Below are 26,730 nucleotides of genomic sequence, written 5' to 3'. Positions count from 1 at the left end.
ATTACTCTTTTTAAAACTAGATTTTTATGTCGCAATCAACGGAGGTTTCTGAAACGCTTAAACCATTTAAATCCATTGGAGTCTGCTTTAGCGGCGGTGGCTACAGAGCTACAGCTTTCAGCTTGGGGGTTTTGGATTATCTAAACAGAATAGAATTTGAAGGTAAACCACTTCTAGAAAACGTCATTGCAATTAGCTCTGTTAGTGGTGGGACAATCACTGCAGGACTTTTTGCTGCTAGTAACGCCAAAGGAGAAACCTTTGCCTCTTTTTACTCAAAGCTTTATTCTTTTTTAAAGGAAGATAAGCTGGTAGGGGAGGCTACGGCAAAGTTTATGGATAATGAATTTTGGCAGACCACGACTAGGAGTAGATCAGTGATTAATGGCTTTGCATTGACATATTATGAGAAGCTAGTTGCTGAAAGCTTTGAGGATTTAAAGCCGCAGAAAATACAAGGTCACTTGAAGTATGTCTGCTTTAATGCTACTGAATTTACATATGGGTTGACTTTTAGATTTCAGAACGTTAATAAGTTTGGGAATTATGAATTGAAATGTGATCAGCTTCAAGCTGTATTGAGCGACATACGGATTGCCGATGCAATTGCTTCTTCCTCATGTTTTCCCGTAGGGTTTGCGCCCATGATTTTCCCAAATGATTACTTAGAAAATCACGAAAGTCAAGAATATATTAACCTGATCACTGTTCCCAAATTTGCCAAGGGTGTAGGTATAATGGATGGAGGTATTGTGGATAATCAAGGGATTGGCAGCATGGTGAATTTTGATAAGAGTTCTCAGGAAGGTTTTCCTTTAGATCTACTTATTGTGAATGATGTAGATGGTTTTGTTATGCCACCTTGGAATCCTTATCAAGGCGCAAATTCAAGTGAGGGTAAAGAACCGTTCTCTTCCTATGTTGCAGGTTGGCTAGGGCACCTTCAATTGAAGCCTATTTATTGGATTGGCCTTTTGATAGGGATCTTTGGGTTAATTTTTTCAAGTGTTTTAGACGTATTTTTTGAGAAAACCTGGATTTTGCTTTATGGTATTTCAAGTGGGTTGATCGGCATATTTGCCGTATTAACTAGCTTGGGGCTTTTGGGTGATTACGTAGTGAAAAAAGCTAAGAATGAAGTGCAGGGAATGGTTAAAAATGTCTTGCCACATGCCTTGCTGGATGACGTGGAGAGATTCGCCAATTTGGAAGTAAATCAGGTTAAAAAAATGATCATAAATAGGTGGACTTCGGCCTTACTGATGATTAATGAGATATTTCTTAGACAAATAAGGAGATTGAATTTTGACCTACTTTATACTTCATCTAGGTTTGAAAATCGAAGAATAACTTCCACTGTTTACCAGTTAAATGGAAAACAAAACACGATCAGTGATGAAGAGCAAAAGGAAAAAGCTGATGACGTTTCCATTACGAGGAGAATAAAGGAATCAGCACTCATAGCTTCGCAGATGCCAACAACACTTTGGTGGGATAGCGAAGACCTAAAAGTGCACCGTCAGGATAACCTTATCGCTTGTGGTCAGTTTACTACATGTTACAATCTGATCAAGTACATTCAGAAGCTTCCTGAAGAATATCAAACTGAGCATGTTAAGAGCCTTCACAAAGCTCTCTTGGAAGACTGGAAACAATTTAAAAGCGACCCTCTAGTTTTTGTAGGAAAATAGGGTGATCGAGAGTAATTATCTGTTTGATTAGATGCAAATAGAACAGAATTGTTCGGTCAAAAGTTATTTTTCTCAAAACTGAATAGTGAGTCCGGATAGATTAATCCCTCCTAATCGTTCGGATTGCCTGATTTAAACCCGAAATTTGCTTAGGAATAAACTATATATTCGGAAAGGCAAATAAGCGGTTTTTTATTGTTGGATTAAGACCTTAGCTTTGGCTTCTTCTTCAAAAATTAACAATGGATAAGTTTTCTTATATCGCTAATGCTCACGTGTCCTATATCGATGAGCTATACTCTTCTTACAAGAGTGACCCAGAATCAATCGACCCAAGCTGGAAAGAGTTTTTTGACGGCTTTGACTTTGCACTAACCAACTACGGTGAGGAAGAGGTCACAGCTTTATCAAATGGAAAGTCTACTCCTCCAGCCAAAAATGGCGCACTTGCTACTCCAGGTACTATTATGGACATGGAGCAATTGCCTAAAGAAATTAAGGTGAGAGCATTGATTCATGCTTACAGATCTCGAGCTCACTTGAGATCAAAGACCAACCCTGTAAGAGAGCGAAGAGACAGGAAAGCTTTGATTGACCCTCAGGACTTTGGATTGGGTCAGGAAGATATGAATACCGAATTCCAAGCTGGAAACGAGATTGGTATCGGTTCTGCAAAACTTTCCAAGATTTTAGATTCTTTGAAGTCTATTTATGAAGGATCTGTAGGGTTTGAATACTTATATATACGCGATCCAGAAATGCTGGATTGGTTTAAAACTAAAGTAGAAAAAGAAGCTTTAGCATTTAACCCAACTCATGAGGAGAAAAAAAGAATCCTCTCGAAGCTAAATCAAGCGGTAGTTTTCGAAAACTTTTTGCACACTAAATACCTTGGTCAAAAGCGTTTTTCACTTGAAGGTGGAGAAAGCACCATTCCATTCTTGGATGCCGTTATTAATACTTCCTCGCAACTAGGTGTAAAAGAAGTAATGATTGGTATGGCTCACCGTGGCCGTCTGAATGTTTTGGCCAACATAATGGGCAAAACCTACGAGCAGATCTTCTCTGAATTTGAAGGAACAGCCAAGCCAGATTTGACCATGGGTGATGGTGATGTGAAATATCACATGGGTTATTCCAGTGATATTGTGACGCATTCTGAAAATAAGGTTCACCTGAAACTGGCGCCAAACCCATCTCACCTGGAGGCTGTGGATCCAGTAGTAGAAGGATTTCTACGAGCAAAGATCGATTCAGAATATAAAGGTGATTATACTAAAGCACTTCCAATTTTGATTCATGGAGATGCCGCTATCGCTGGTCAAGGAATCGTTTATGAGGTGACTCAGATGGAAGATCTGAAAGGCTACAATACGGGTGGTACGATCCACTTTGTAATCAATAACCAAGTTGGTTTTACTACCGATTTTGATGATGCCCGTTCTTCGATCTACTGTACTGATATTGCCAAAATCATTGACGCACCTGTCATTCACGTGAATGGTGATAATGCTGAGTCTGTTGTTTTTGCTGCTAAACTTGCTGCAGAATTCAGACAAAAATTCAGCCGTGATATTTTTGTGGATATGGTCTGCTATAGACGTCATGGACACAACGAGTCTGACGAACCGAAATTCACTCAGCCAGAACTTTACAACATCATTTCAAAGCACCCAAACCCTAGAGAAATCTACGTGAAACGCTTGGCCGAGCGTGGTGATGTGGAAGCTAAATTGGCTTCGCAAATGGATGAGGAATTCAGACAATTGCTTCAAGATCGTTTGAATTTGGTAAAGGAAAAGCCTCTTCCATATCAGGCAACTCGATTCGAAGAAGAATGGAGTAACTTGAGAAGATCTAAGCCGGAGGATTTTGATCAATCTCCACAGACCGGAGTTACTGAAGAACAAATTAAAAAAGTAGCTGAAGCGCTTACTGTGATTCCTAAAGGATTTAAGCCGCTTAAGCAGATTGAAGCACAGTTGAAGCAGCGTAAAGACATGTTCTTCCAGTCTAAATCATTAAACTGGGCAGCTGCAGAATTGCTTGCCTACGGTTCATTGACGCTGGAGGGAAAAACAGTTCGATTGACTGGTCAGGATGTGCAAAGAGGAACTTTCTCGCACCGTCATGCGGTACTTCATGATGCCAATACAAATAAAGCCTACAATTCTCTTAAGGAAATGAAGGATAGAAAAGGTGAATTCTATATCTACAATTCACTTCTTTCTGAATACGCGGTATTAGGTTTTGAATATGGTTATGCCATGGCAAACCCAAATTCATTGACTATTTGGGAAGCACAATTTGGTGATTTCGCCAATGGCGCTCAAACCATGATTGACCAATTTATCACCTCTGGTGAATCAAAATGGCAAAAAATGAACGGTTTGGTAATGTTGCTTCCACATGGCTATGAAGGTCAGGGACCAGAGCACTCCAATGCACGTCCGGAAAGATTCCTGCAGCTTGCTGCTGAATACAATACAGTTGTCGCTAACGTAACTGAGCCGTCTAACTTCTTCCACTTGCTGAGAAGACAGCTGGCTTGGGAATTCAGAAAGCCATGTATTGTTATGTCGCCTAAGTCTTTGCTTAGACATCCAAAAGTAGTTTCTCCACTTTCCGAATTTACTTCGGGTACTTTCAGAGAAGTACTTCCAGACACTACCGTGAATGCTAAGGATGTGAAACGTGTAGTGCTTTGCTCAGGCAAGATTTACTACGATTTGGAAGAAGCTCGCGAGAAAGAGAAAGTAAAAGATGTGGCTATCGTTAGGATCGAGCAACTACACCCACTTCCTAAGAAGCAGATGCTGGATGCTTTGTCTGCTTATCCAGAAGCTGAATTAGTTTGGGTACAGGAAGAACCATCTAACATGGGCTATTGGAATTATATGTTAAGACTCCTTTATAAAGAATTACCTATGGAGGTGATCGCAAGAAAAGCAAGTGCTTCGCCTGCCACAGGATATAATAAAGTCCACGTGGAAGAGCAGAAAAATATTGTTGCTCAGGCACTTAAATTGAAATAATTACAGCTCTTTTTATAAAGACATCCAAAATAATCGTATCATTTTGTTCCTCTCTTTTTGACTAGAAAGAGAAAAAAAGAAAAACTTATGAGCAAAGAAATTAAAGTCCCAGCGGTAGGAGAATCCATTACGGAAGTGACTATCGGACAATGGTTTAAAAAAGATGGAGAGGAAGTTCAGATGGACGAAGTTCTGTGTGAATTGGAATCCGATAAAGCCACTTTTGAATTGCCGGCAGAAGCTGCGGGCGTGCTTAGAATCAAAGCCCAAGAAGGTGATGTACTGGAAATCGGAGCTGTGATTTGCGAAATCGACGAAACCGGAACACCAGGCAAGTCTGAGCCAACCAAAGATGAATCTAAGGCTGAATCAGCACCAAAAACTGAAGCAAAATCTTCTGGCGCAAAATCTACTGGAGAAGTGAAAGATATGGTCGTGCCTACTGTAGGTGAGTCTATCACCGAAGTTACTTTGGCTAATTGGATTAAAGCGGACGGGGATTATGTGAAGTTGGATGAGATCATCGCTGAAGTAGATTCTGACAAGGCAACTTTTGAATTGCCAGCTGAGGCATCAGGAATCCTTCGCCATGTGGCACAAGAAGGCGATGTGCTTGAGATTGGTGGAATGATTTGTAAAATCGAAGTGACGGAAGGCGAACCAGCGGCTGCAACTAGTTCTGAATCTTCTTCTGAATCAGCTCCAGCAGCTGCCTCAGGAAATACAAACTATGCTACTGGGCATGCGTCTCCTGCAGCTTCGAAGATTTTGGCAGAAAAAGGAGTTTCTCCTGAGTCTGTAAAAGGAACTGGAAAAGACGGTAGAATTACCAAAGAAGATGCTCAATCTGCTCAAAAAGCTGCTCCAGCTCCAGCAAAAGCTGAAAGCAAACCAGCGGCGGCTTCTGCTCCTGCACCAGTTGCTGGTTCTAGAAACGAGCGCAGAGAGAAAATGTCTTCTTTGAGAAAAACAGTCGCCAAGAGATTGGTTTCTGTGAAAAATGAGACAGCGATGTTAACCACATTTAATGAGGTGAACATGAAGCCGATCATGGATTTGAGATCCAAATTCAAAGAGCAATTCAAAGAGAAGCATGGTGTAGGACTTGGTTTCATGTCCTTCTTCACCAAAGCTGTTTGTGTAGCCCTTCAGGAATGGCCTGCAGTAAATGCTAAAATTGATGGAAATGAAATCGTTTACAACGATTACTGTGATATCTCAATTGCCGTTTCTGCTCCAAAAGGATTGGTAGTTCCGGTAATCAGAAATGCTGAAACACTAAGTTTTGATCAGGTAGAAAAAGAGGTTGTAAGATTAGCGATGAAAGCTAGAGACAACAAGCTTTCAATAGAGGAAATGACTGGTGGTACGTTCACATTGACTAACGGAGGAATCTTCGGTTCTATGATGTCAACACCTATCATCAATGCTCCTCAATCTGCTATCCTAGGAATGCACAACATCGTTCAACGCCCAATGGCTGTGAATGGAGAGGTTGTTATCCTTCCGATGATGTACTTGGCACTTTCTTATGATCACAGAATCATCGATGGCCGTGAGTCAGTTAGCTTCCTGGTTCGAGTAAAAGAATTGCTTGAAGATCCGACAAGATTGTTGTTCGGAGTTTAAGGATTTACGATTTCTGAATTACGATTTACGATGGTCTGAAGGACTTCAGCCCTCATTTTAAACAGTCTTGACTCTTTGTTATAGACTCTAAAAAGACAAAAAAATGTACGACGTAATAGTTATAGGTTCTGGTCCAGGTGGATATGTTGCAGCGATTCGCTGTGCGCAGCTTGGGTTGAAAACCGCCATTGTTGAAAAATACCCAACGCTAGGAGGGACTTGCCTGAATGTAGGTTGTATCCCGTCTAAGGCATTGTTGGATTCCTCTGAGCATTATCATAATGCTGCACATACGTTCGAAACTCACGGTATTAAGTTGAGCAATTTGAAAGTAGATTTGAAGCAAATGATTACCCGTAAGAATGACGTGGTAAAGCAAAATACTGATGGGATTGATTACTTGATGAAGAAGAACAAAATCGATGTTCATCAAGGAGTTGGTTCTTTCGTAGATAAAACTACTGTGAAAGTGACTAAAGATGACGGTACTACTTCTGACATTCAGGGTAAAAACATCATCATAGCAACCGGTTCTAAACCATCTACTTTGCCTTTCATCAAGATAGACAAAGACAGAGTAATCACTTCTACTGAAACTTTGAACTTGAAAGAGATTCCAAAGCATCTAGTAGTAATCGGTGGCGGAGTTATCGGCTTGGAGCTAGGTTCTGTGTATGCGAGATTGGGAGCGAAGGTTTCTGTGATCGAATTCATGGATTCATTAATTCCTACCATGGATCGCACCATGGGCAAGGAACTTCAGAAGTCCTTGAAGAAAATTGGCTTTGAATTTTTCCTGAAGCATAAAGTAACTTCTGTAGAAAGCAAAGGCAAAGAAGTGACTGTGAAAGCTGAGAATGCAAAAGGTGAAACGGTAGAAGTGAAAGGCGATTATGTCTTGGTTTCAATTGGTAGAAGACCTTACACTGATGGCTTGAATACTGAAGCTGCAGGTGTGAAAATCACCGACAGAGGTCAAGTGGAGGTGAATGATCATCTTCAGACCAATGTGCCAAATATCTATGCAATCGGTGATGTGGTGAAAGGTGCCATGCTTGCTCACAAAGCTGAGGAAGAAGGTGTCTTTGTTGCTGAGACTATATTAGGTCAAAAGCCTCATATCAACTACAACCTGATTCCTGGTGTAGTTTATACTTGGCCGGAAGTAGCTGCCGTAGGATATACCGAAGAGCAATTGAAGGAAAAAGGCATCAAGTACAAGGCTGGTAAATTCCCTTTCATGGCTTCAGGCCGTGCAAGAGCTTCCATGGATACTGATGGCTTGGTGAAAGTCTTGGCAGATGCTGAGACAGATGAGATCCTTGGCGTTCACATGATCGGTCCAAGAACTGCTGATATGATAGCGGAAGCGGTTGTTGCGATGGAATATAGAGCATCGGCTGAGGATATCGCCAGAATGTCTCATGCTCACCCGACTTATACTGAAGCTTTCAAAGAGGCTTGTTTGGCTGCTACTGATAATAGAGCGCTACATATTTAATAAAATTAGTACCCTTGCTGATTTAAGCCATTCGGAGAGATTCGAGTGGCTTTTTCTTTTTGAGGAAAAATGAGTTATTTCCATCATGAAGTTCAAAATTGCAATTATTGGAGCGGGAAACGTGGCCTGGCATTTGGCTCCAGCTCTGGAAGATGCCGGACATGTTATCACAGAGGTTTATGCGCGCACGATAAAAAGTGCCGAAAATATCACTGGTCGTGTTTATGCCGGAGAGTCTAAGGATGATCTTGATTTTTCGGCTAGCGAAGCAGAGATTTTCATTTTGGCAGTCAAAGATTCTGCGATACTTGAAGTTGCAGATGAGATAATTTTACCGGAAGATTCTATTCTGGTTCATACTTCTGGATCTGTAGGCTTAGATATTTTGAATTATAGCTCAGCCAGCTACACAGGCATATTTTATCCCTTGCAATCCTTTACTAAGGGGAGAAAAATTGAATTTGATGAAGTTCCTTTTTTGCTGGAGTCAGATGATGAAGAGACTTTGCAAAAACTCAGAAAGCTAGCTAAAAGCTTATCCCCTCTGACTTATACTGTGAGATCAAAGGATAGGAAAGCGATGCATATTGCAGCTGTTTTTGCGAGCAACTTTTCCAATCATATGATTAGAATAGCGGAGGAAGTGATGCACCGGCAAGGTTTGGATTTCGAAATGCTTAAACCGCTGATAATCGAAACTATTTCAAAAAGTCTTCAAATGGGAGCTAAGGCTGCTCAAACTGGCCCTGCAATTCGGGAGGATTATGAAACCCTGGAAGACCATCATCGCTTTTTGAATTACAACGAATCAATAGCAGAAATCTACAGATTAGTCTCCCAGGATATTATTGATAGCTAATTAATGGTTCCAAGTTCCGAATTTCCCGGCTTGGTAATCAGCATAGGCTTCTTGGATTTGCTTGGTGGTGTTCATTACAAATGGACCTTGAGCAACCATCGGCTCATTGAAAGGGGCTGCATGGCCTAAAATCAAAATGGCTTCTTCGCTAGCTTCTACCGATATTGATCCATCTTGATTTTCAAATTCTACCAAGTTTCTGAAATTGACTTCTTCGCCATTTACAATGAGTGTACCGCTAACGAGGTAGAAGAATATATTCTCTTCAGCAGAAATTGACTTCTCGAATTCCCCTCCTTTTTCCAAATAAATAGTACTCATCGTGATTGGGAAGTTTCCCTCAAAAGCACCTTCAGTTCCATCCCATTCTCCGAACAACTGCTGGACCTTTACTTTTCCTCCATCCAATTCGAAAGTTTGAATTTCTTCTTTTTGCAGGCCTATATAGCTCGGTTTCATCATCTTTTTATCCGCAGGAAGATTCAGCCAAAGCTGTAAAATTTCAAGGTCTCCACCTTTTTTCTTGAATTCATCGCTACTGACCTCAGCATGTATCAGCCCGCTACCAGCGGTCATGTATTGAACCCCTCCTGGTCCGATGACAGATTCATGTCCGGATGAATCTTTGTGCATGATATCACCCGCTAGTATAAAAGTTACAGTCTCCATTCCCCGATGCGGGTGCGGACCAAAAGGCAAGCCTTCATTGTTAGATGGATAAGTTTGAAATCCGTGATGGTTTAGAAAAATAAATGGGTCTAAATGATCCAAAGATCTGGTAGGCATAGGACTATATGTCACCAAATCCGCTATAGGTCGGTATTCTGCTTTATGTATTTTTTTAATTGCTCTCATGATATTTCAATTAATGTATATACATGTAATTGATTTCAAGTGAATTTGGTTTGCCTAAATTCAACTTATTTTGGAATATCTTTGAGTCTAAGCTCGAACAAGTCTGTTCGACGGTCCTTGCGATTTCTCACGCTTCCAAATTGCTCTAACTCCCGCAACAAGGATAGATCAACATCTGCAATCAGTGTCATTTCGCTATTTGGGGTGGCTTCAGCCTTGATGCCATTACTAGGGAATGCGAAATCACAAGGTGTAATGACCATAGACTGTGCGTATTGCATATCCATATTGTGAACCTTTGGCAAGTTGCCCACACTTCCTGCCATGGCTACGTAGCATTCATTTTCTATCGCTCTTGCCATTGCACAATTGCGGACTCTGGAATAGCCATTCTGGGTATCTGTTAAGAATGGGATGAAAAGAATATCCATTCCTTCATCAGCTAGAATTCTGCTTAGTTCCGGGAATTCTGCATCGTAGCAGATCAAGATTCCGATTTTTCCACAGTCAGTATCAAAAGCTTTCAGTTGCGTTCCGCCTTGCATGCCCCATACTTTAGCTTCCAAGGGTGAAATATGCAGCTTCTCATACATTTCAACGGATCCATCACGTTTGCAGAGGTAGCCTACATTGTACAGCTTATCATTCTTGATCTTTGGCATGGAGCCAGTGATGATATTGATATTATAGGACACAGATAGCTGCGCAAAACGCTTCACGATCTCATCAGTATATTTTGCTAATCCACGAACAGCCTGTGCTTCACTTAGGTGATTGAATTCTGCCATCAACGGAGCATTAAATAGCTCAGGGAAAAGCGCGAAATCTGAGCGATAACCAGATACTGCATCGATGAAGTACTCTGCTTGCTGCATCAACTCATCCAAATTGTCATACAGGCGCATTTGCCATTGAATCAAGCCAAGACGAACAATAGTCTTATTTGTGGAGGCTTTTTTATTTGGCTTTTCATAGAAAATATTATTCCACTCCAACAACACAGCGAACTCACTGGAGGCGGCATCACCCTCAAGATAGTTTTTCATGATCCTAGCTGGGTGGAAGTCATTTGCTAACTGAAAATTCAGAACTGGGTCATAGATTTCCTTGAGCTTTACTTTTTCCAAGTATTCCTTTGGGCCCATTTTATCTGCATACTTGTGATAATTTGGGATTCTACCTCCAAAGACTATTCCTTTCAAGTTCAGTTTTTCACATAGCTCTTTTCTATAATCGTACAACCTTCTACCTAGCCTCAATCCGCGAAATTCTGGTTTGATAAACACATCGATACCATACAGCATATCTCCTGCATTGTTATGGTTGTCGAAGGTGAAGTCCGTCGTAATATCTTTGTATGTATGCTCACCTTCCAGATCAGCGTCGCTCACAATAATCGAAAGCGCACAGCCAGCTAGTTTGTCGTTGATGCGAATGACTACCTGACCTTCAGGAAACTTGGTGATCAAACTTTCAATTTGACTTTCCTTCCAATACGAACCAGGCATACTTCTGTATGCTTCGATCATTGCCGATTTGAGATCTGCGTAATCAGAAGGTTGTAGGTAGGATAATGATATGTTTTCTACTTGCGTATTGTCCATGTTAAGTTACTGAATGTGGATTTTAGGCTGCTAACTGGGTGCGATATTAGTCTAATTCTTTGTCAATTCTAAGAATGGTCTGAAGTAAGACATTCGCTCCATTTGCAATGTCCTCTGGAGATGAATATTCCTGCGGGGAATGGCTGATTCCATTTTTACTTGGGATAAAAATCATCCCAATAGGACCAATTCTGGCCATTTCCTGCGCATCGTGACCAGCACCACTTGGTAAATACATCGTGCTCAGACCAAGTGTGGAGGCAGAATTTTCAATTGCTTTTTGAATAACGGGATTAGCCATTGCTGGCTCGCTAGCCACTTCTTGATGTACAATCTGGAGCTCGGTACCATTTTCCTCAGCAAATGTCTTCGCTTTGCTCTCAAGTTCTGAATAAATTTTCCAGATTTTTTCAGAAGAAAGGTCTCGCAACTCCAAATTCAGAGTTACTTCACCTGGGATTACATTTCCAGCACCTGGGAAAGCTTCTATTTTCCCTACGGTTCCCACCTGAGCTCCAGCGTATGAATTGACTGTTTCATTCACTGCCAAAATAAATTTAGCAGCAGGAAGCATAGGGTCTTTTCTCATGTTCATTGGAGTGGTTCCAGCGTGGTTTGCCGTCCCTTTAAAAGTGAATTGCCACCATTCTATGGCGACAATTCCTTCAACTACTCCAATCTGCTTTTGGTTTTTTTCAAGATTTCCACCTTGCTCGATGTGAAGCTCTAGGAAAGCAGCTATATCGCCCTTTTCTCTCTTTACTTCCATTATCCGATCTGGATTTCCTCCTACTGCTCTGATTCCTTCGGATTGAGTCAGTCCACTACTACTTTTTGTTGTCAAGGCTGCTGCAGAAAGTTGTCCAGCAATAGCGCGACTGCCAACTACTCCGCCTTCTTCATTGGTGAAAAGAATGAGCTCTAAAGGATGCAGTGTAGTGACGTTGTTTTCGATTAATGTTTGCATTACTTCAATAGCTCCCATGGATCCCACTGGTCCATCGTAATCTCCACCGTTTGGGACTTCATCTATATGAGATCCGAAAGCTATGGGCTTTAATTTAGGATTACTTCCAGTCTTTTTTGCGATAACGTTGCCTGCAAAATCAATCGATACTTCCAGGCCAAGCTTTTCTAATTTTCCCAATAAAAACTTGCGAGCTGCGATATCATGGGTGCTGTAGGCAACTCGATCAGATCCGCCAGCATCATTTTTCCCATAAGTAGAAAGTTCATGGATTAGGCCTGTAAGTCGTTCTTGGTTTACTTGAATAGTCTGAGAGTAGACGTCTGCGCCAAAAAAAACTGTAAGAAGGCAAATGGAAAAGAGCTTAATAAAAATATGTTTCATAAGGTAGAATCTAGTACGATAAGATAATTATAGTAGATGCAAACAAAAAATCCCTTCCAGTATGGAAAGGATTTTTTAGGAGAATTTTTTGATTATTTAAGCCATGCTAATTTTACTTCCTCAGGAGCTTTCATCCTGTCTGCTAACCTCATATATCTATCAGATAGCTTTACAAGGTAATCTTGAGCTTTTGATGCCACATCGTTAAGGCCTGTGAGACTTTCGATTTTCCAGAGTTGAACCAAATGGTCAATTATTCTAGCATAATCCCATCCAGTATATATCCCGACTTTCTGTGTAATAGCTGAGAATTGGGTGAATAGAGAAGGGTTTGAGCCACCTTCGCCCATTAATACGGCAGGCATGACAATCTGCTTTCTCATTAGTTTTTCGAAAGCGATAATTGCTCCATTTGGATCTATTTCAAAAATGGCTGACATAAAGCTCTTGTAAGCTTTTTCATGTCTTGCTTCATCACCCGCAATTTGCTTACAGATTCTGCCTAGGACTGGATCTCCCGCGATATCAGCAAGTTTGCCAGTATTTACATGAGAAACCTTGGTAGCTCTTTCCTGAAAGGATGTATAAACTATTGCCTGATAAGGATCTCCTCCAGTATTGGCATCAAAACCATTCATAAGAAGCCTGTGGATAGTTTGCTCTACGGCTTTCATATCCACCCTTCCTGTCATGTAAAGGTATTTATTGAGCAGGTCACCGTGGCGGTTTTCTTCTGCTGTCCAAGACTTACTCCATCTCACCCAGCCGGATGGCGACAGAAGTGAACGTTCTGGATTAATGCCTTCAAGTAAATTGAAATAGGTCTGATAACTTGGAAGGGCTTCCTCTGTAATCATATTACCTACGAGTGAGGTCAAAACTGTATCTGGTATTCCCTCAGATCTTTGCTGAAGTAATTTCACCTGATCATGTATGTCGGGATCGCTAAAGTCAGGTAGAAAATCTGAAGGTTGCCAACACTTGTCTGGGTCAACCAGAATATTATCCACCGCTTCACTAACGAGACCATCCAATTGGGATATGACCTCTATATTCTTTTCTAGTTCGTAATCTATTTCTCCTGATTTCATCATGGATAAATTTAAGCCCGAATTATAATTGATTCGGTACGGATTTGAATTAGGACAAATTTACTCACAAATGGACAAATTACAGATAGAAAGTACCTATCAATGATTTGTCTTTCTGTAAGTAGCCAGCTTACAGATATTTAACTATTCAAAACATGATAAAATTCATAAAATATGGCATGTTTTGCTTTTCTGCACTCCAAAAAGGGTGAGATTCTCTTGAATGCATGTTTATTAATATAAGGAAAATTTTCACCTTCTCGTTCACCTAACTTAAAAAAGCCTCCAAGGGGAGGCTTTTAACTCTAATGCGAAAAGATGGATTAATAGTCCAACTTATAGGCTACAACTTTGTTTTTGAAAAATGTTGGGACTAAAATGATGTTGTCTTCCGGTATAAACCCAATATCTGCTGTATTAGAGGACGCGTCTTTCGTATCTAAAAGCAAAGTCTCACCTTCTGCACTTACAAAGTAAATTTCTCCCGCCCAGCGAGAAGCCACATAATTTCCATCTCCCAAAATAACAAGCCCATCACCTCCAGTTACTGTGCTATTCATGATATTTGCTGTTCCATCTGAATTGAGCGACACTAGGCCAGATTTATCTAACCCATAAATGGCTCCATCTTCTCCGACAGCAATACCATTGATAGACTCATGGCCTTCAGTTACGGTAGAAATTGCACCCCCATCAAGCATATGTACTTTACCAGTATTCATGTCTGTAAAGTAAACTTTGCCTTCGTATGTGGCCAAATCGTTAAGAAACTGTCCTCCTTCTATTGGGTATTTATTGGAGATTTTTCCTGTTACCAAATTGATTTCGACCAATTGATCAATGTCAGTTACATACAAGTTTCCATTTGCAATACCCATTCCTTTTGGAGCATTTAGACCAGTGACCCACTCCTGAGTGACTATATTTCCTTGTTTATCAATGATGGCAATAGATCCTTTACCATCTTTATCTGTAGGTTGACCTTCGATATTGGAAACATAAATTTTACCTGTAGTAGCATCATATAAAACAGATTCGTTAGTAGTTAAGGTAGAATCAGTTTCCCAGATTTTGGTTAATGTGGGGGTTTTTACCTCTTCTACCACGACTTCTTCGGTTGTTTCTTCTGTTTTAGGGGAAGAGCAACTCGCGATTAGGACTGCGCTTGAAAGTCCAAGAAGACCAAGTTTAAATGTTGTAGATTTCATATTAGTTTTTAGTTAAGGTCCAGTTGTATTGATTGAAATTTGCAGGAGCTGTATCTTTTAGGCGTTCACCTATTTCTTCAAGATAGAGGGTGTTGTACCTAAGTCTTGAAATATAATTGGGTAATGTAGGATCTCCATTCCAGCAATGTTCGGCACGATCGCCGTATGCGACGGTGCCGGCATAATATGGGTTTTGAGTTTGTTCCAAAAATTCTTCAGTCAAGTAAACAGCATTATTCAGGTAATAATTATCCATATCTCCACAGAATATGTTTACTTTTCCTTCAAGTTTTGGACCTAAAGTGTCCCAGTCCTGCTCCATAATATAACGAAGGTCGTAATTTTCCTTCCAATAAGAAGCTACTTGCGGGTCGATTTCTCCGGAATATTTGTCCCAAATGGGTTTTGGATAGCCATCTTCTCCAGCTGGAGAATAAACAGCTTGCCAAATATTGAATTGGTCTCCAGATCTACTTTTGGTGCCCCCGATAGCCAGTTCTTTATGGTTCATATCTTGCACAGTAGCTGAAATATGGCCTAAATAATCCCTGTGACTTGGACGAAGAGTCTTTCGGAATTCTCCTTCCTGATAGTAAGCATTCTGATCTTCATAGAGATTAATAGAAGTATAAGCCCTAAAGTCAATTGGGTCTGGGCATGCTGCAAAACAGCCATTATATTCATCAGGATAAAAAACCTGTACAGCTAAAGCTTCCCATCCTCCAGTGGATCCCCCATAAAGGAAGCGTGACCAGCCTTCGCCTATACCTCGGAATTTTTCCTCAATATGGGGAATCAATTCATAGGTAATAGCATCGCCGTATGGTCCTAGATTGGCAGAGTTGACTGCATAGCTATCGTCATAATAGGGGTTTGCGTGTTGGATCTCAATAATAATGAAGCGCTGGAAGTCAGGCGAAATCCATTTTTGATAAAAATCATAGGCTTCTTGCTGCTGAATTTTTTCATAGCCATAGATTCCAAATCGTGCACTGTAATCATCTTCAGCAAGGTTGGGGTCGGGTGGGATTGTTCTAAATCCTGAAAAATCCGAAGGAAAATGTCCATGGGAAATCATCAAAGGATAATACTCATTTGGGTTTTCATCATAACCTTCTGGAAGTAGAACGTTTGCTCCAAGGAACATGTCTCTTCCCCAGAATTCTGTAAGTTTTTCTGATTTGAATTTAATGTGCTTGATGTATTTTGTGTCTTCGGGCTGGGTGACTTCTGGGATACTATTATCAATCGTCAAGCTTAGCTTTTGACCTTTTTTCCATTCTACTTTTACTGGAGTGCTGTATATGTTTTTAGGAGCCCGCGCCCATTGCCTTCCTTCTCCTTGATCCATTGGAAGTTTTACAGTATGCCCGTCAGCTCTTTTGAAGGTGTCGTGTTTTTGAATAAAAGCTTGAATGTAATAGAAACCTTCTTCCAGATCTTTGAGGTTTTCTACTGGGTATCCAAAACTTTCATTGTCGAAAAGGATATGTTTTGAAGCTTCATAATTTTCAAAGTCCATTCCGAAAACTTGATTTGTATTTACATTGTCACTGATGCCAAATCTAGGTTCTGAGGTGCTATCTGTAGAAAAAATTAAAAGTACTCTACCATCTTTTAGGTCGGCTTGCACGGATTCATCAATTTCGATTTCGATTTGAGATTCGTTTATAGATGTGCAGGCCCAACTAGCAAAAAGCATCAAGGCGTAATAGATGAATTGTTTCATGATGGGTGGTTTTGTATTGGAATTTACATATTTCCCATTAATTCTCGGGGTGATTGGGTTTTTTATGGTTTAAAATTGGCGATTATTTGGTTCAGAATGCCATTGATGGATTAATTGGATATCAAATAGAAAAACACCTTATCTTACGCTATAAATCAACCCACCAACTTATGAGAAAGTATTTAAATCTTGCCATGATGGCTACAATGGTATTTTCATGTGCCCCAAAAGAAGAAGTAGCAGTCGATTACACAACTTTATCTGATGAGGAACGCCTTGAAGTCGCCACCCAAATGGCGCATGAGACTATCATGGTAGATGGCCATGTAGATTTACCCTACCGGATGAAAGTAGGTGGATTCACACTGCAGCGTGAGATTTTGGATGTATCAGTTCGTACACCGGATGGCAATTTTGATTTTCCAAGAGCAAAAGAAGGTGGTCTGGATGCGCCTTTCATGTCTATCTACATTCCCGCAGGGCTCCAGCAGACCCCAGGATCCTCTAAAGCTTTGGCTGATTCACTTATTCTAATGACTGAGCGATTGGCAGAGACTTTCCCAGATCAATTTGCTATGGCATATAGCCCAGCCGATGTTGAGGCTAATTTTGCTTCTGGCAAAGTCTCTCTTCCGATGGGTATGGAAAATGGATCTGCACTAGAAGATGATATTTCTAATGTTGAATATTTTCACGGAAGAGGTATTCGCTACATCACACTAACTCACGGAAAAGCGAACCTAATTGGTGATAGTAGTTATGATACAGTTCGTCTGTATAATGGATTGAGCGAATATGGAGAGCAGGTAGTAGCTGAGATGAATCGAGTGGGAATTATGGTCGATCTTTCTCATGTATCTGATGATACCTTTAAGGATGCATTAGCTATCACAAAGGTGCCCGTAATTGCCTCTCACTCTTCAGTTAGAAAGTTTACTCCAGGCTTCGAAAGAAATATGAATGATGAGCTTATTCAGGCTATGGCTAAAAATGGAGGAGTGATGATGATTAATTTCGGCGGGACTTTTATTGATTCTGCTTACGCTGCGGGTAGTTCGGCCGTACGCGAGCACCTTGTTAACTATCTGGCAGAAAATAATCTTTCAAGAAGAGACTCTGCTGCTCAGGCTTATATTTCTGAATACACAGCTGCTAATAATCCATTCCCGACAGTGCAACGAGTTGCTGATCACATAGATTATGTAAAAGACTTGGTAGGCATTGACTACGTAGGTTTAGGGTCTGATTTTGATGGGGTAGGGGATTCCCTTCCTACAGGATTGAAAGATGTTTCCATGTATCCAAATTTGATAGCAGAACTCTTGAAAAGGGGATATTCTAGGGAGGAAATTGAGAAAATCTGTTATAAAAATGTGTTTAGAGTATGGCAGGCTGTAGAGGATTATGCAGCTTCTCAAAAGGGATAAATATTTGAAAGATATTTTTAATGCAACCCTGTTTCATGTAAATGAAGCAGGGTTTTACTTTTTAAAATCAACTGTGCCCTAAACTATACTTTAGATGTTCTTCTATCATTTAATAAATAGATGTAATGATTTTGTTGATAGCTCTAAATCCAGCTCTTCATTATTAGATCACGCATAGTGATTGTATTAAAATGAGTAAACTAAACTTGTTTTAAATATTCATAATGTCCCAAAACCATCATATTTCAAATAAAATTCTGTCAAAATTTCCGTTTTAGGGTATAAAACTCAATTTTTCCAGCCATTATGACCGAAAAACGTAATTGGAAGTAGTTTTGATAATATGGGATAAGAGAAGGGCGAAAAGTTAAGGCACTCTTCTCAAATTTCTAATTGTAGATACCACTATTGCTAATAACCAACTATACCTATGGACTTTAAACAATTCACTATAAAATCTCAGGAGGCGATACAGAAAGCTCTTGAGCTCGCTACCGCGGCTGGTCAGCCCAACATTGAGCCAGCACATTTGCTGAAAGGAATTATTTCAGAAGATGAGAATGTCACTGAGTTCTTGTTTAAGAAACTTGGGACCAATAAGCAGTTTATTTCTCAAAGATTGGATGAGCAATTGGCGCGTCTACCGAAAGTAAGTGGTGGTCAACAGCCTCATTTATCTAATTATTCTAATCAGGTGCTTACAAAAGCGAAAGAATATCTGAAGACTTTTGGAGATGAATATGTCGCAATAGAGCATTTATTGCTGGCTATTTTGGCCTCAGGAGATGGGACTTCCCAATTATTGAAGGATCAGGGTATTTCAGAAAAAGCATTGATTGAAGCTATTAAAGAACTTAGAAAAGGAAATAAAGTGACCGATCAAAATGCAGAAAGTAAATATCAGGCGCTAGAGAAATACTCCAAGAACCTGAATGAAATGGCTAAGAAGGGGAAAATTGACCCTGTGATTGGCCGAGATGAAGAAATCAGAAGAGTACTTCAGATTTTGGCAAGAAGAACTAAAAACAACCCAATTCTACTCGGCGAGCCGGGAGTAGGTAAGACAGCTATTGTAGAAGGCCTGGCACAAAGAATTGTATCTGGAGATGTGCCTGAAAACCTAAAATCAAAGACATTGATTTCTTTGGATATGGGTTTGCTGGTAGCAGGCGCCAAATACAAAGGAGAGTTTGAGGAGAGATTGAAGGCTGTCATAAAAGAAGTAACCGATGCCGAAGGGGAGATTATTCTCTTTATCGATGAGATTCATACGCTCATTGGTGCAGGCGGTGGTGGAGAAGGAGCTATGGACGCTGCAAACTTACTTAAACCTGCTTTGGCTCGTGGAGAACTTCATGCAATCGGTGCTACTACGCTAAAAGAGTATCAGAAATACATCGAAAAAGATAAGGCGCTGGAGAGAAGATTTCAGGCTGTAATTGTAGACGAACCTGATGCTGCCGATGCGATTTCCATCCTTCGAGGAATCAAGGATAAATATGAATTGCATCATGGAGTACGTATCAAGGATGACGCTGTGATAGCCGCAGTTGAGCTTTCTCAGCGATACATTTCAGATCGTTTCTTGCCGGATAAGGCAATTGACTTGATGGATGAAGCTGGCGCTAAATTGAGAATGGAAATTGATTCATTGCCTCAGGAATTGGATGAGTTAAATCGTAGAATCATGCAGCTGGAGATCGAGCGAGAAGCTATCCGTAGGGAAAAGAACAAAGATAAAGAGACAGTTTTGAGCAAAGAACTAGCTGAACTCGCTGAAAAGCGTGACAATGTTAAAGCGAAGTGGGAAAGTGAAAAAGCTGTTATTACTGGGATCCAAAGAGAAAAGGAGCGAATTGACAATTATAAAATTGAAGCTGAGCAGGCGGAACGATCAGGAGATTTTGGTAAAGTCGCTGAAATCAGATATGGGAAGATCGGGGAGGCCGAGCAGAAATTGGAGTCATTCAAAAGCCAATTGAAAGAAATGCAGGCCGGTTCGCCTTTGCTCAAAGAGGAAGTTGATCAAGAGGATATTGCCGCGGTTGTTTCTAAATGGACTGGCATACCAATGAATAAAATGATTCAATCTGAGCGGGAGAAATTGCTTCATCTGGAGGAAGAGCTTGGAAAAAGAGTCGCTGGTCAGAAAGAGGCAATCACAGCATTATCTGATGCAGTTCGCCGAAGCCGTGCTGGCCTGCAGGATCCAAAACGGCCGATTGGTAGCTTCATCTTTATGGGTACTACAGGTGTCGGAAAGACTGAACTTGCAAAAGCTTTGGCCGAATACCTGTTCAATGATGAGAATTCCATGGTTCGGATCGACATGTCCGAATATCAGGAAAGGCATGCAGTAAGCCGATTGGTGGGAGCGCCTCCAGGCTATGTGGGTTATGATGAAGGTGGTCAGTTGACTGAGGCGGTTCGTAGAAAACCATATTCTGTAATTTTGCTGGATGAAATTGAAAAAGCACATCCTGATGTGTTTAACATTCTCCTACAGGTGTTGGATGACGGACGGTTGACCGATAACAAAGGTCGTGTGGCGAATTTTAAAAACACGATTATCATCTTGACTACAAATATCGGTTCTCATTTGATCCAAGAGCGATTTGCTGAGATGGAGGAATGGAACAAGGAAGATGTTTTGGAAAAGACAAAAGCTGAGGTGTTTGATTTGTTGAAGAAGTCCGTAAGGCCTGAGTTTCTTAACCGAATTGATGAGACGATAATGTTTGAACCATTGAATAAGGGGATCATTCGCAAAATCGTAGATATACAATGGAGAGAGATTCAGCATAGATTATCTGAATCAGGAATCGAAATCGAAGCGACCAAGGAGGTCTTGGATTACCTTGGGGAAATGGGGTTTGATGCCAACTTCGGGGCCAGACCGCTAAAGAGAACTATGCAGCGATTGATCTTAAATGAGCTTTCCAAACAAATCTTATCCGGCTATATCAAAAATGATTCAGCTGTATTGGTTGATCTTGATGCAGATAAGCAAGTCTACTTTAAGAATGTAGATGCTGAAATAGAGGTGTAATTTAGGTTAGTAGTTATAGTTAAACCCTCGGAGTATGTAGCTTCGAGGGTTTTTATTTTAGTTAAATTAAAGGATGCTTGAACACTTCTTCCAATGTCCCTATTGTGTAGGTGAAATCTCTATGCTGATTGATCCTTCGGTCCCTGACCAAAAATATATAGAAGACTGTGAGATTTGCTGCAACCCGATTGAAATTCAATTTGCAGTAGAGGAAGGAGGAATTATTTCTTTTGAGGCAAAATCTATTGACCAATAACTTAATTAACTGGCGTGTGTCCTAACAAATAATTTGTCAACAAAGTGTATAAATGCAGTGATGTGCCTTCCCCTTCATAAATCCCATGAGAACGGTTTGGATAGGGCATCATTTGGAATTGCTTGTTGTGCTTGATCAGCTCGTTCATAAGCATTTCGGCTCCTTGATAATGCACGTTGTCATCGCCGGTGCCATGCACGATTAAAAGATTTCCTTCGAGGTTTTTGGCATAGGTGATAGGAGATCCATTTACGAAGTCCTCCATGTTTTCCTGAGGCAATCCCATATAGCGCTCTTGATAGATATTGTCATAGATGAGCTGATTGGAAACCGCTGCCACGGACATTCCTGTCTGATAAATTTCGGGGAATTTAAACATTAGATTAAGCGTCATAGATCCACCGCCGCTCCATCCCCAAACAGCTACTCTTGTTTCATCAAGATAAGGAAGCTTCAGTAATTCCTTTGCTGCCAAACCTTGATCTTGGGCATTGATCACGCCGATTTTTCGGTAGATACTTTTTCTCCATGCACTTCCTTTGAGAGTCGGCGTGCCCCGATTGTCCATGTCGATGATGAAGTATCCTTTTTGCGCAAGCATAATATTATAAAGTCCGACTTGCGTATCCGTCGCCACTGTGCTCCAAGGTTCACCATAGACATGGAATAGCACAGGGTATTTCTTTGTCTCATCAAAATCAATTGGATAAATAACCCTTGCGTCTAGCGTCACACCTTCTGAAGTAGTCACGGTAGTGAATTTGATTTCTGGAGTTTTGAGAGAAGCCAGTTTCTGTTTGTAGGCAGTGTTTTCTACCAGATTTTTTACGATATCATGCTTAGGTAGAGATACCAATCTTACACTCAAAGGATCGTTAGTGCTTTGGTGACTATGCACCGCTACCATTCCATTAGGAGCAATATTATAAGTGTTTACACCTGAAAAGGACTCTGGAGTAACTTTTCTAAGTTTACCTTTTCCTGCCAAATCAATCGCATAAAGGTAGCGCTGAACAGGGTTGTTTGGCGATGCAATAAAATAGACTTCCTTATCAGTAACTCCCCCAAAAGAGGCTACATCAAAAGCTCCAGGGGTAATTAGTGTTTTCTGTCCATTGCTGATATTTACCTTATATATGTGCCTCCATGCATCCTTTTCTGTCATTCGGAGAAAAGCTTTTCCACCATCTACAATTGGTAAACTATTGTCGCTCCAGCCATTTTTAGAAAGATCCGGATAGGCCAAGTCAACCCAAGTTTCTTCAGATTCAGTATAAATCTTCTTCAGCTCAGAAGTGGATGGTTTGAAAGTCCAAATGGTCAGTAAGTTTTGCTTTCGATTCATCTGCTGGATGAGGAGCAAATCGGCGTTGATCCATTGCATCCCGGGCAGGTAATTTTCTTTTTCCTCTCCCGGAACTGGAATCCATTTGGTTTGCTTCGTCACCATGTCTACCAATCCGATTTTGGCACCAGCCGGCTCTTGTCCCACTTTTGGATATTGCAGTGGGATAGGCTTAGAATAGACCGAGTCGGTATTATTGATCATGTAAAAAGTGCCGATTTTCGATGCGTCAATCTGCCAGTATGAAATGAACTTATCATCAGGACTCCATTGAAAACCGTCTCTTTTACCAAACTCTTCTTCATACGCCCAATCGAATGTTCCATTGATGATTTTATCTGTGCCATCAACTGTCAACTGAGTGACTTTTCCTGTCACGAAATCTTCTAAATACAAATTGAATTTCTGTACGTAGGCAACCTTTGAATTGTCTGAGGAAAACTTTGCAAACATCAGAGATGAGGGCTCAAACTCACTTCCCAATTGCTTCAATTCTTTGCTTACTAAATCATATACAAAATAGTCTCCTTTAGTATTGGATCTCCAAACCCTGCTGGAATTAGTGAATACCAAGACTTTTGATCCATCATCAGAAAGGCTGAAAGATTCTATATTAATTGGTTTACCACTGCTTTGCAGTGCTGAGCCAGGAACAAAGACACTTTTTTCTAAACTCTTGCTATCCCATCTTGCCAATTCATTTCCTTTCTCCACAGTCACATAAGCGGCTCCATTTTCGATCCACTGAATCGGTTGAAGTCTCTCCTGCTGAAATTCACTTGAGGCATAGATCCGCTCTAAGGTGAGTAGGTCTTTTTGCTGGGCAAATGTGGAAGTACTGACTAGAGAGAAAAGAAATATTGTGCAAGGAAATAGGGTAGGAAAACGCATGAACTATTTGGTTTAAACTGAAGTATTCAAAAATAAGGGAATATCCCAATACTTTTCAGTAGAGGTGAATTCAAAAGAAAAACAGGTCAATCAGACCTGTTTTGAGCTTTTGTTAAGAATGGGGATTTCTGACTTCAGCTAATAATAAAAACTATAAAACCCCGTCTTTCAATTTGATCTGTCCTAAGGACTTCGGGAGTTCTTTGATTTTCACCTCTATCGAATTTGATTCCTTCCCAATATACCCAATATTCAACGTGATACTTTTGTTTTTGAATTGGCTAAGATCTAACTCAAAGAATCCATTTTCGTCCGAAACCACTCCTTTGGTAGTGCTATCCACTAAAATCGTTGCACCGATTATTGGAGAATTTTTCTTATCAACGATTTGACCTCTGACAATAGGTGTACTTGCAGGTCTTTCCATTTTTTGAGCAATGGATTCTTGGCTTAAGGAAATGCACAAGATTACTCCTAGAAAAAAGTAAATGCGAAGGAAATTAGATTTTAGCATGGTTCAAGAATCAAAAGTATGAATTGTTTGAATGAATTAACTAAGATTATTGGTGTAAATCAAGTTATTGAATAGTAAATATTTACATCTTTACAATCCTGGCGAAATCAGATTCTCCTTGGTGAGCATCTTTATTATAAATGATTTTGACAGCACTTACTGCTTCAAACGATAATTCATTGTTAAGTTAATTTGTCTCATTTGACGTTGAGAGCTTGCTTCAGTATAGAAATTATCCCCTTCTGTGATGTTTCTGTTTATTCGGGAATTCAGGATATCTGTAGCATTTAAGGTTAAGGTTCCGCGATCTTTAATTATATCCTTACTTGCAGACAAGTCCATGAAAAATATCCCTTTTCTGATCCCCTGTGCTGTTTTTTGCTTTGCTTCATAATTAGCGCGGAACTGTATATCCAAGCCATTTTTTAAAGTGAACCGGGAAGTTTGTCGGAATAGCCAAGAGTAAGTTTTAGCTGTGTAGTCAGCTTGGATGTTACTTCCATCAATTTTTGCATGAAAGAAATTCACATTTACGTCAATTTTCCACCACTCTTTTGGCCGATAATCTCCACTAAGTTCTAATCCAAATGATTTTTCTCCATTTAAATTGTAGGGTTTTGTCACCGAACTCCCATCATTATTTACAGTTCTCAACCGTTCAATTTTTTCATCAGTACTTCTGTAATAAACAGTCGAAAAAAGAGTCCCTTTGTCGAAATATTTAATATGTCCAAGTTCGAATGCATTGGTGTATTCTGGGTTCAAATCTGGATTTCCACTACTGAAATTTCTAGCATCTGAGAACGTTACATAAGGACTCAAATCATTATAAACTGGCCTTTGCACTCTTCTGCTATAGCTGAGTTGAAAAGCATTTTCTTGCGTGATGTTGTAAGTCAAGTGAGCACTCGGAAAAAGATTCGTGTACTTTCGTGGATTCTCTTCATTTGTCTCTTCGAGAATAGTTTTGACATCTGTATTTTCCACTCGCAAACCTGCCTGATAGCTCCAGTTATTCGTTTTATTGCCAATGATTCCGTAAGCCGCCATGATGTTTTCATCGTAAAGAAAAATATTATCTAGTCCTGGAATCGGAGTAAACTCTCCATCCTCACCTTTCTCCTGAACTAGGTAGTCATTTTTCATTCTTCTAAAACTTGTTCTAAAGCCTGTTTCAAACTTCCCCTCTTTTGCAAAAGGCTTGACGTAGTCCAACATGACCAAATATTGGTTTTCATATTCGTCATTTAGCGAGGTTTGAACTTGCTCAAGGGAGGTGTCTTCGACTCCTTCAGGCGAATAGGTATTTTGTGTAAAAATTTGATCAGAATTTTCCCAATAATTCAAATAGGTAAACGTAGCTGTGAGCTCATGACCTTTCTGCTCAAATGCCCGCTTGTAGTTCGCTGAGATTTCTGAGTTTGGTTCTTGCTCAGTTTCATCCTGAGTTCTTAAACTATAAGTCTGCAAATTACCAATGGTATTCCAAGAGTCTTCATAACGAAAATCTGTGAGTCTATGTGCATCACTTCTTCGCCAGATGTAGGATAAAGTCAGAATACTATTTTCATTGAAATAATAATCCAGTCCACCTCTGATATTGTTATTCCAACTAGCCACCGTGCCTTCTCTAGTCTGATTTGAGATAAATGTGGTGTCTTGTGTATAGACTTCCTGATACAAATCTGCCACATTTGGTGAGCGTCGGTGGGCCAAACCATAGTTTATAAACCAGTTGATTTTTTTGTGCCTGTAGTTCAAATTCGCAGTGAAACCAAGGTTCGTGGGAGTTCCAGCGATTACTTCAAAGGAACCGTTGAACCCTTGATTATTCTCTTTTTTCAAAATGATATTAATGACACCAGCCATTCCTTCAGCTTCATATCTGGCAGACGGATTCGTGATCACTTCTACTCGATCTATCATATTGGCTGGTAGCTGGCGCAACCCACTACTTCCTTTGAAACTAACCAACCCAGAGGGCTTCCCATCGATCAAAATTCTAACATTAGATGAGCCTCTCAATCGTACATTTCCTTCCGGATCTACTGCAATAGAAGGCAAATTCATCAGAATGTCATTTGCCGTTCCACCGGCATTTGCCAAATCCTTACCCACGTTGAAAATTCGCTTATCAAGTGAAAGCTCCATGATCGTTTTTTCACCGCGAACTACCACTTCTTCCAAATCTTCAGAAGTTGATTCCAACGTTATAATACCAAGGTCAACTTTGTTGTTTTGAGGTGAAAAATTGATTGATCTAGTCTTATGAGATTCAAAGCCCATGAATTCAATCAATGCGTAAAAGTTACCATTAGGAACATCTATGCTGAACTTCCCGTTTTCTTCCGATATCCCACCGGCCACCAAGCTGTCTTTTTCTGAATAGATGCCAACAGTAGCGAAACCTAATGGGTTTTCACTCCCTTTTTCATGGATTGTTCCAGAAAGTTTGGCCTGGTTTTGTTGAGCAAAAGCGTAGGTGTTAAATAGGATTGCTATTGAAAGGAAAGCCCCGAATTTCCCAAGACAGCTAAGTTTGGTTTGGTCCATTTTGCAATTCTAGGTTTGATTTTTTGGGTTTCTTTACTCCAAATCAACTGTTGAAGGGAGTGGATTTGACAGGAATATATTTTGAATATTCGGGAAATCCAGAGATTAAGTGATCAAAGGTCTAAAAGTTTGCTGGGAAATA

The 26,730-nt window shown here is 40.3% G+C and carries 17 protein-coding genes; 8 read left to right on the top strand and 9 right to left on the bottom strand.

The genetic code is table 11. From position 1 onward, the window contains the following. Positions 1 to 26: 26 nt before the first annotated feature. The 5 genes from QOL76_RS19840 to QOL76_RS19820 all read left to right on the top strand — a co-directional run bounded on the left by QOL76_RS19840 (position 27) and on the right by QOL76_RS19820 (position 8,715). On the top strand, positions 27 to 1,691 hold the full coding sequence (locus QOL76_RS19840) for a patatin-like phospholipase family protein (protein ID WP_283414704.1): 1,665 nt from the start codon (positions 27 to 29) through the stop codon (positions 1,689 to 1,691). 242 nt (positions 1,692 to 1,933) lie between these two features. Then, the gene (locus tag QOL76_RS19835; RefSeq protein ID WP_283414703.1) at positions 1,934 to 4,726 is read left to right on the top strand and encodes a 2-oxoglutarate dehydrogenase E1 component; all 2,793 of its coding nucleotides are present in this window, start codon (positions 1,934 to 1,936) and stop codon (positions 4,724 to 4,726) included. 87 nt (positions 4,727 to 4,813) lie between these two features. Next, complete coding sequence (odhB, locus tag QOL76_RS19830) at positions 4,814 to 6,355, top strand: 2-oxoglutarate dehydrogenase complex dihydrolipoyllysine-residue succinyltransferase (RefSeq protein WP_283414702.1); 1,542 nt, start codon at positions 4,814 to 4,816, stop codon at positions 6,353 to 6,355. 103 nt (positions 6,356 to 6,458) lie between these two features. Continuing rightward, positions 6,459 to 7,856 (top strand): dihydrolipoyl dehydrogenase, encoded by a 1,398-nt coding sequence (lpdA, locus tag QOL76_RS19825; protein ID WP_283414701.1) that lies wholly within the window; start codon positions 6,459 to 6,461, stop codon positions 7,854 to 7,856. A gap of 85 nt (positions 7,857 to 7,941) precedes the next feature. Next, positions 7,942 to 8,715 (top strand): Rossmann-like and DUF2520 domain-containing protein, encoded by a 774-nt coding sequence (locus QOL76_RS19820; RefSeq protein WP_283414700.1) that lies wholly within the window; start codon positions 7,942 to 7,944, stop codon positions 8,713 to 8,715. Here QOL76_RS19820 and QOL76_RS19815 read toward each other — a convergent pair whose 3' ends face one another. The 6 genes from QOL76_RS19815 to QOL76_RS19790 all read right to left on the bottom strand — a co-directional run bounded on the left by QOL76_RS19815 (position 8,716) and on the right by QOL76_RS19790 (position 16,553). Continuing rightward, positions 8,716 to 9,570, bottom strand: a complete 855-nt coding sequence (locus tag QOL76_RS19815) for a pirin family protein (protein ID WP_283414699.1) — start codon at positions 9,568 to 9,570, stop codon at positions 8,716 to 8,718. Between the two features lie 65 nt (positions 9,571 to 9,635). Then, the gene (locus tag QOL76_RS19810; RefSeq protein WP_283414698.1) at positions 9,636 to 11,174 is read right to left on the bottom strand and encodes a carbon-nitrogen hydrolase family protein; all 1,539 of its coding nucleotides are present in this window, start codon (positions 11,172 to 11,174) and stop codon (positions 9,636 to 9,638) included. 46 nt (positions 11,175 to 11,220) lie between these two features. Then, positions 11,221 to 12,525 (bottom strand): M20 family metallo-hydrolase, encoded by a 1,305-nt coding sequence (locus tag QOL76_RS19805; protein ID WP_283414697.1) that lies wholly within the window; start codon positions 12,523 to 12,525, stop codon positions 11,221 to 11,223. A 92-nt stretch (positions 12,526 to 12,617) separates the two neighbouring features. Continuing rightward, positions 12,618 to 13,619 (bottom strand): acyl-ACP desaturase, encoded by a 1,002-nt coding sequence (locus QOL76_RS19800; RefSeq protein WP_283414696.1) that lies wholly within the window; start codon positions 13,617 to 13,619, stop codon positions 12,618 to 12,620. Positions 13,620 to 13,939: 320 nt separating this feature from the next. Further along, positions 13,940 to 14,824: an SMP-30/gluconolactonase/LRE family protein gene (locus QOL76_RS19795; RefSeq protein ID WP_283414695.1), complete on the bottom strand. Its 885-nt coding sequence runs from the start codon at positions 14,822 to 14,824 to the stop codon at positions 13,940 to 13,942. Between the two features lies 1 nt (position 14,825). After that, complete coding sequence (locus QOL76_RS19790) at positions 14,826 to 16,553, bottom strand: alpha/beta hydrolase (protein ID WP_283414694.1); 1,728 nt, start codon at positions 16,551 to 16,553, stop codon at positions 14,826 to 14,828. Between the two features lie 170 nt (positions 16,554 to 16,723). On the opposite strand from QOL76_RS19790, the gene QOL76_RS19785 reads away from it, so the two are divergent. From QOL76_RS19785 to QOL76_RS19775, 3 genes are all read left to right on the top strand, one after another. Next, positions 16,724 to 17,980, top strand: a complete 1,257-nt coding sequence (locus QOL76_RS19785; RefSeq protein ID WP_283414693.1) for a dipeptidase — start codon at positions 16,724 to 16,726, stop codon at positions 17,978 to 17,980. A 430-nt stretch (positions 17,981 to 18,410) separates the two neighbouring features. Continuing rightward, complete coding sequence (gene clpB, locus QOL76_RS19780) at positions 18,411 to 21,029, top strand: ATP-dependent chaperone ClpB (RefSeq protein WP_283414692.1); 2,619 nt, start codon at positions 18,411 to 18,413, stop codon at positions 21,027 to 21,029. Between the two features lie 73 nt (positions 21,030 to 21,102). After that, a complete protein-coding gene (locus QOL76_RS19775) occupies positions 21,103 to 21,285 on the top strand; it encodes a CPXCG motif-containing cysteine-rich protein (protein WP_283414691.1) in 183 nt (60 codons plus the stop codon). 1 nt (position 21,286) lies between these two features. Here QOL76_RS19775 and QOL76_RS19770 read toward each other — a convergent pair whose 3' ends face one another. The 3 genes from QOL76_RS19770 to QOL76_RS19760 all read right to left on the bottom strand — a co-directional run bounded on the left by QOL76_RS19770 (position 21,287) and on the right by QOL76_RS19760 (position 26,588). Continuing rightward, the gene (locus QOL76_RS19770; protein ID WP_283414690.1) at positions 21,287 to 23,521 is read right to left on the bottom strand and encodes a S9 family peptidase; all 2,235 of its coding nucleotides are present in this window, start codon (positions 23,519 to 23,521) and stop codon (positions 21,287 to 21,289) included. Between the two features lie 151 nt (positions 23,522 to 23,672). Further along, positions 23,673 to 24,035, bottom strand: a complete 363-nt coding sequence (locus tag QOL76_RS19765; RefSeq protein WP_283414689.1) for a carboxypeptidase-like regulatory domain-containing protein — start codon at positions 24,033 to 24,035, stop codon at positions 23,673 to 23,675. Positions 24,036 to 24,191: 156 nt separating this feature from the next. Beyond that, on the bottom strand, positions 24,192 to 26,588 hold the full coding sequence (locus QOL76_RS19760; protein ID WP_283414688.1) for a TonB-dependent receptor: 2,397 nt from the start codon (positions 26,586 to 26,588) through the stop codon (positions 24,192 to 24,194). Between the last annotated feature and the right edge of the window lie 142 nt (positions 26,589 to 26,730).

Source organism: Algoriphagus winogradskyi, from assembly GCF_900182815.1.
Taxonomy (GTDB): Bacteria; Bacteroidota; Bacteroidia; order Cytophagales; family Cyclobacteriaceae; genus Algoriphagus; species Algoriphagus winogradskyi.
Note: the sequence above shows the minus strand (reverse complement) of the source record. Positions and strands in the feature narration are given on the sequence as shown.

Bases quoted from the DNA above. Each gene is read 5' to 3' on its own strand.
- QOL76_RS19840 (WP_283414704.1), top strand. From the start codon at position 27: ATGTCGCAATCAACGGAGGTTTCTGAAACGCTTAAACCATTTAAATCC.
- QOL76_RS19835 (WP_283414703.1), top strand. From the start codon at position 1,934: ATGGATAAGTTTTCTTATATCGCTAATGCTCACGTGTCCTATATCGAT.
- odhB (WP_283414702.1), top strand. From the start codon at position 4,814: ATGAGCAAAGAAATTAAAGTCCCAGCGGTAGGAGAATCCATTACGGAA.
- lpdA (WP_283414701.1), top strand. From the start codon at position 6,459: ATGTACGACGTAATAGTTATAGGTTCTGGTCCAGGTGGATATGTTGCA.
- QOL76_RS19820 (WP_283414700.1), top strand. From the start codon at position 7,942: ATGAAGTTCAAAATTGCAATTATTGGAGCGGGAAACGTGGCCTGGCAT.
- QOL76_RS19815 (WP_283414699.1), bottom strand. From the start codon at position 9,570: ATGAGAGCAATTAAAAAAATACATAAAGCAGAATACCGACCTATAGCG.
- QOL76_RS19810 (WP_283414698.1), bottom strand. From the start codon at position 11,174: ATGGACAATACGCAAGTAGAAAACATATCATTATCCTACCTACAACCT.
- QOL76_RS19805 (WP_283414697.1), bottom strand. From the start codon at position 12,525: ATGAAACATATTTTTATTAAGCTCTTTTCCATTTGCCTTCTTACAGTT.
- QOL76_RS19800 (WP_283414696.1), bottom strand. From the start codon at position 13,619: ATGATGAAATCAGGAGAAATAGATTACGAACTAGAAAAGAATATAGAG.
- QOL76_RS19795 (WP_283414695.1), bottom strand. From the start codon at position 14,824: ATGAAATCTACAACATTTAAACTTGGTCTTCTTGGACTTTCAAGCGCA.
- QOL76_RS19790 (WP_283414694.1), bottom strand. From the start codon at position 16,553: ATGAAACAATTCATCTATTACGCCTTGATGCTTTTTGCTAGTTGGGCC.
- QOL76_RS19785 (WP_283414693.1), top strand. From the start codon at position 16,724: ATGAGAAAGTATTTAAATCTTGCCATGATGGCTACAATGGTATTTTCA.
- clpB (WP_283414692.1), top strand. From the start codon at position 18,411: ATGGACTTTAAACAATTCACTATAAAATCTCAGGAGGCGATACAGAAA.
- QOL76_RS19775 (WP_283414691.1), top strand. From the start codon at position 21,103: ATGCTTGAACACTTCTTCCAATGTCCCTATTGTGTAGGTGAAATCTCT.
- QOL76_RS19770 (WP_283414690.1), bottom strand. From the start codon at position 23,521: ATGCGTTTTCCTACCCTATTTCCTTGCACAATATTTCTTTTCTCTCTA.
- QOL76_RS19765 (WP_283414689.1), bottom strand. From the start codon at position 24,035: ATGCTAAAATCTAATTTCCTTCGCATTTACTTTTTTCTAGGAGTAATC.
- QOL76_RS19760 (WP_283414688.1), bottom strand. From the start codon at position 26,588: ATGGACCAAACCAAACTTAGCTGTCTTGGGAAATTCGGGGCTTTCCTT.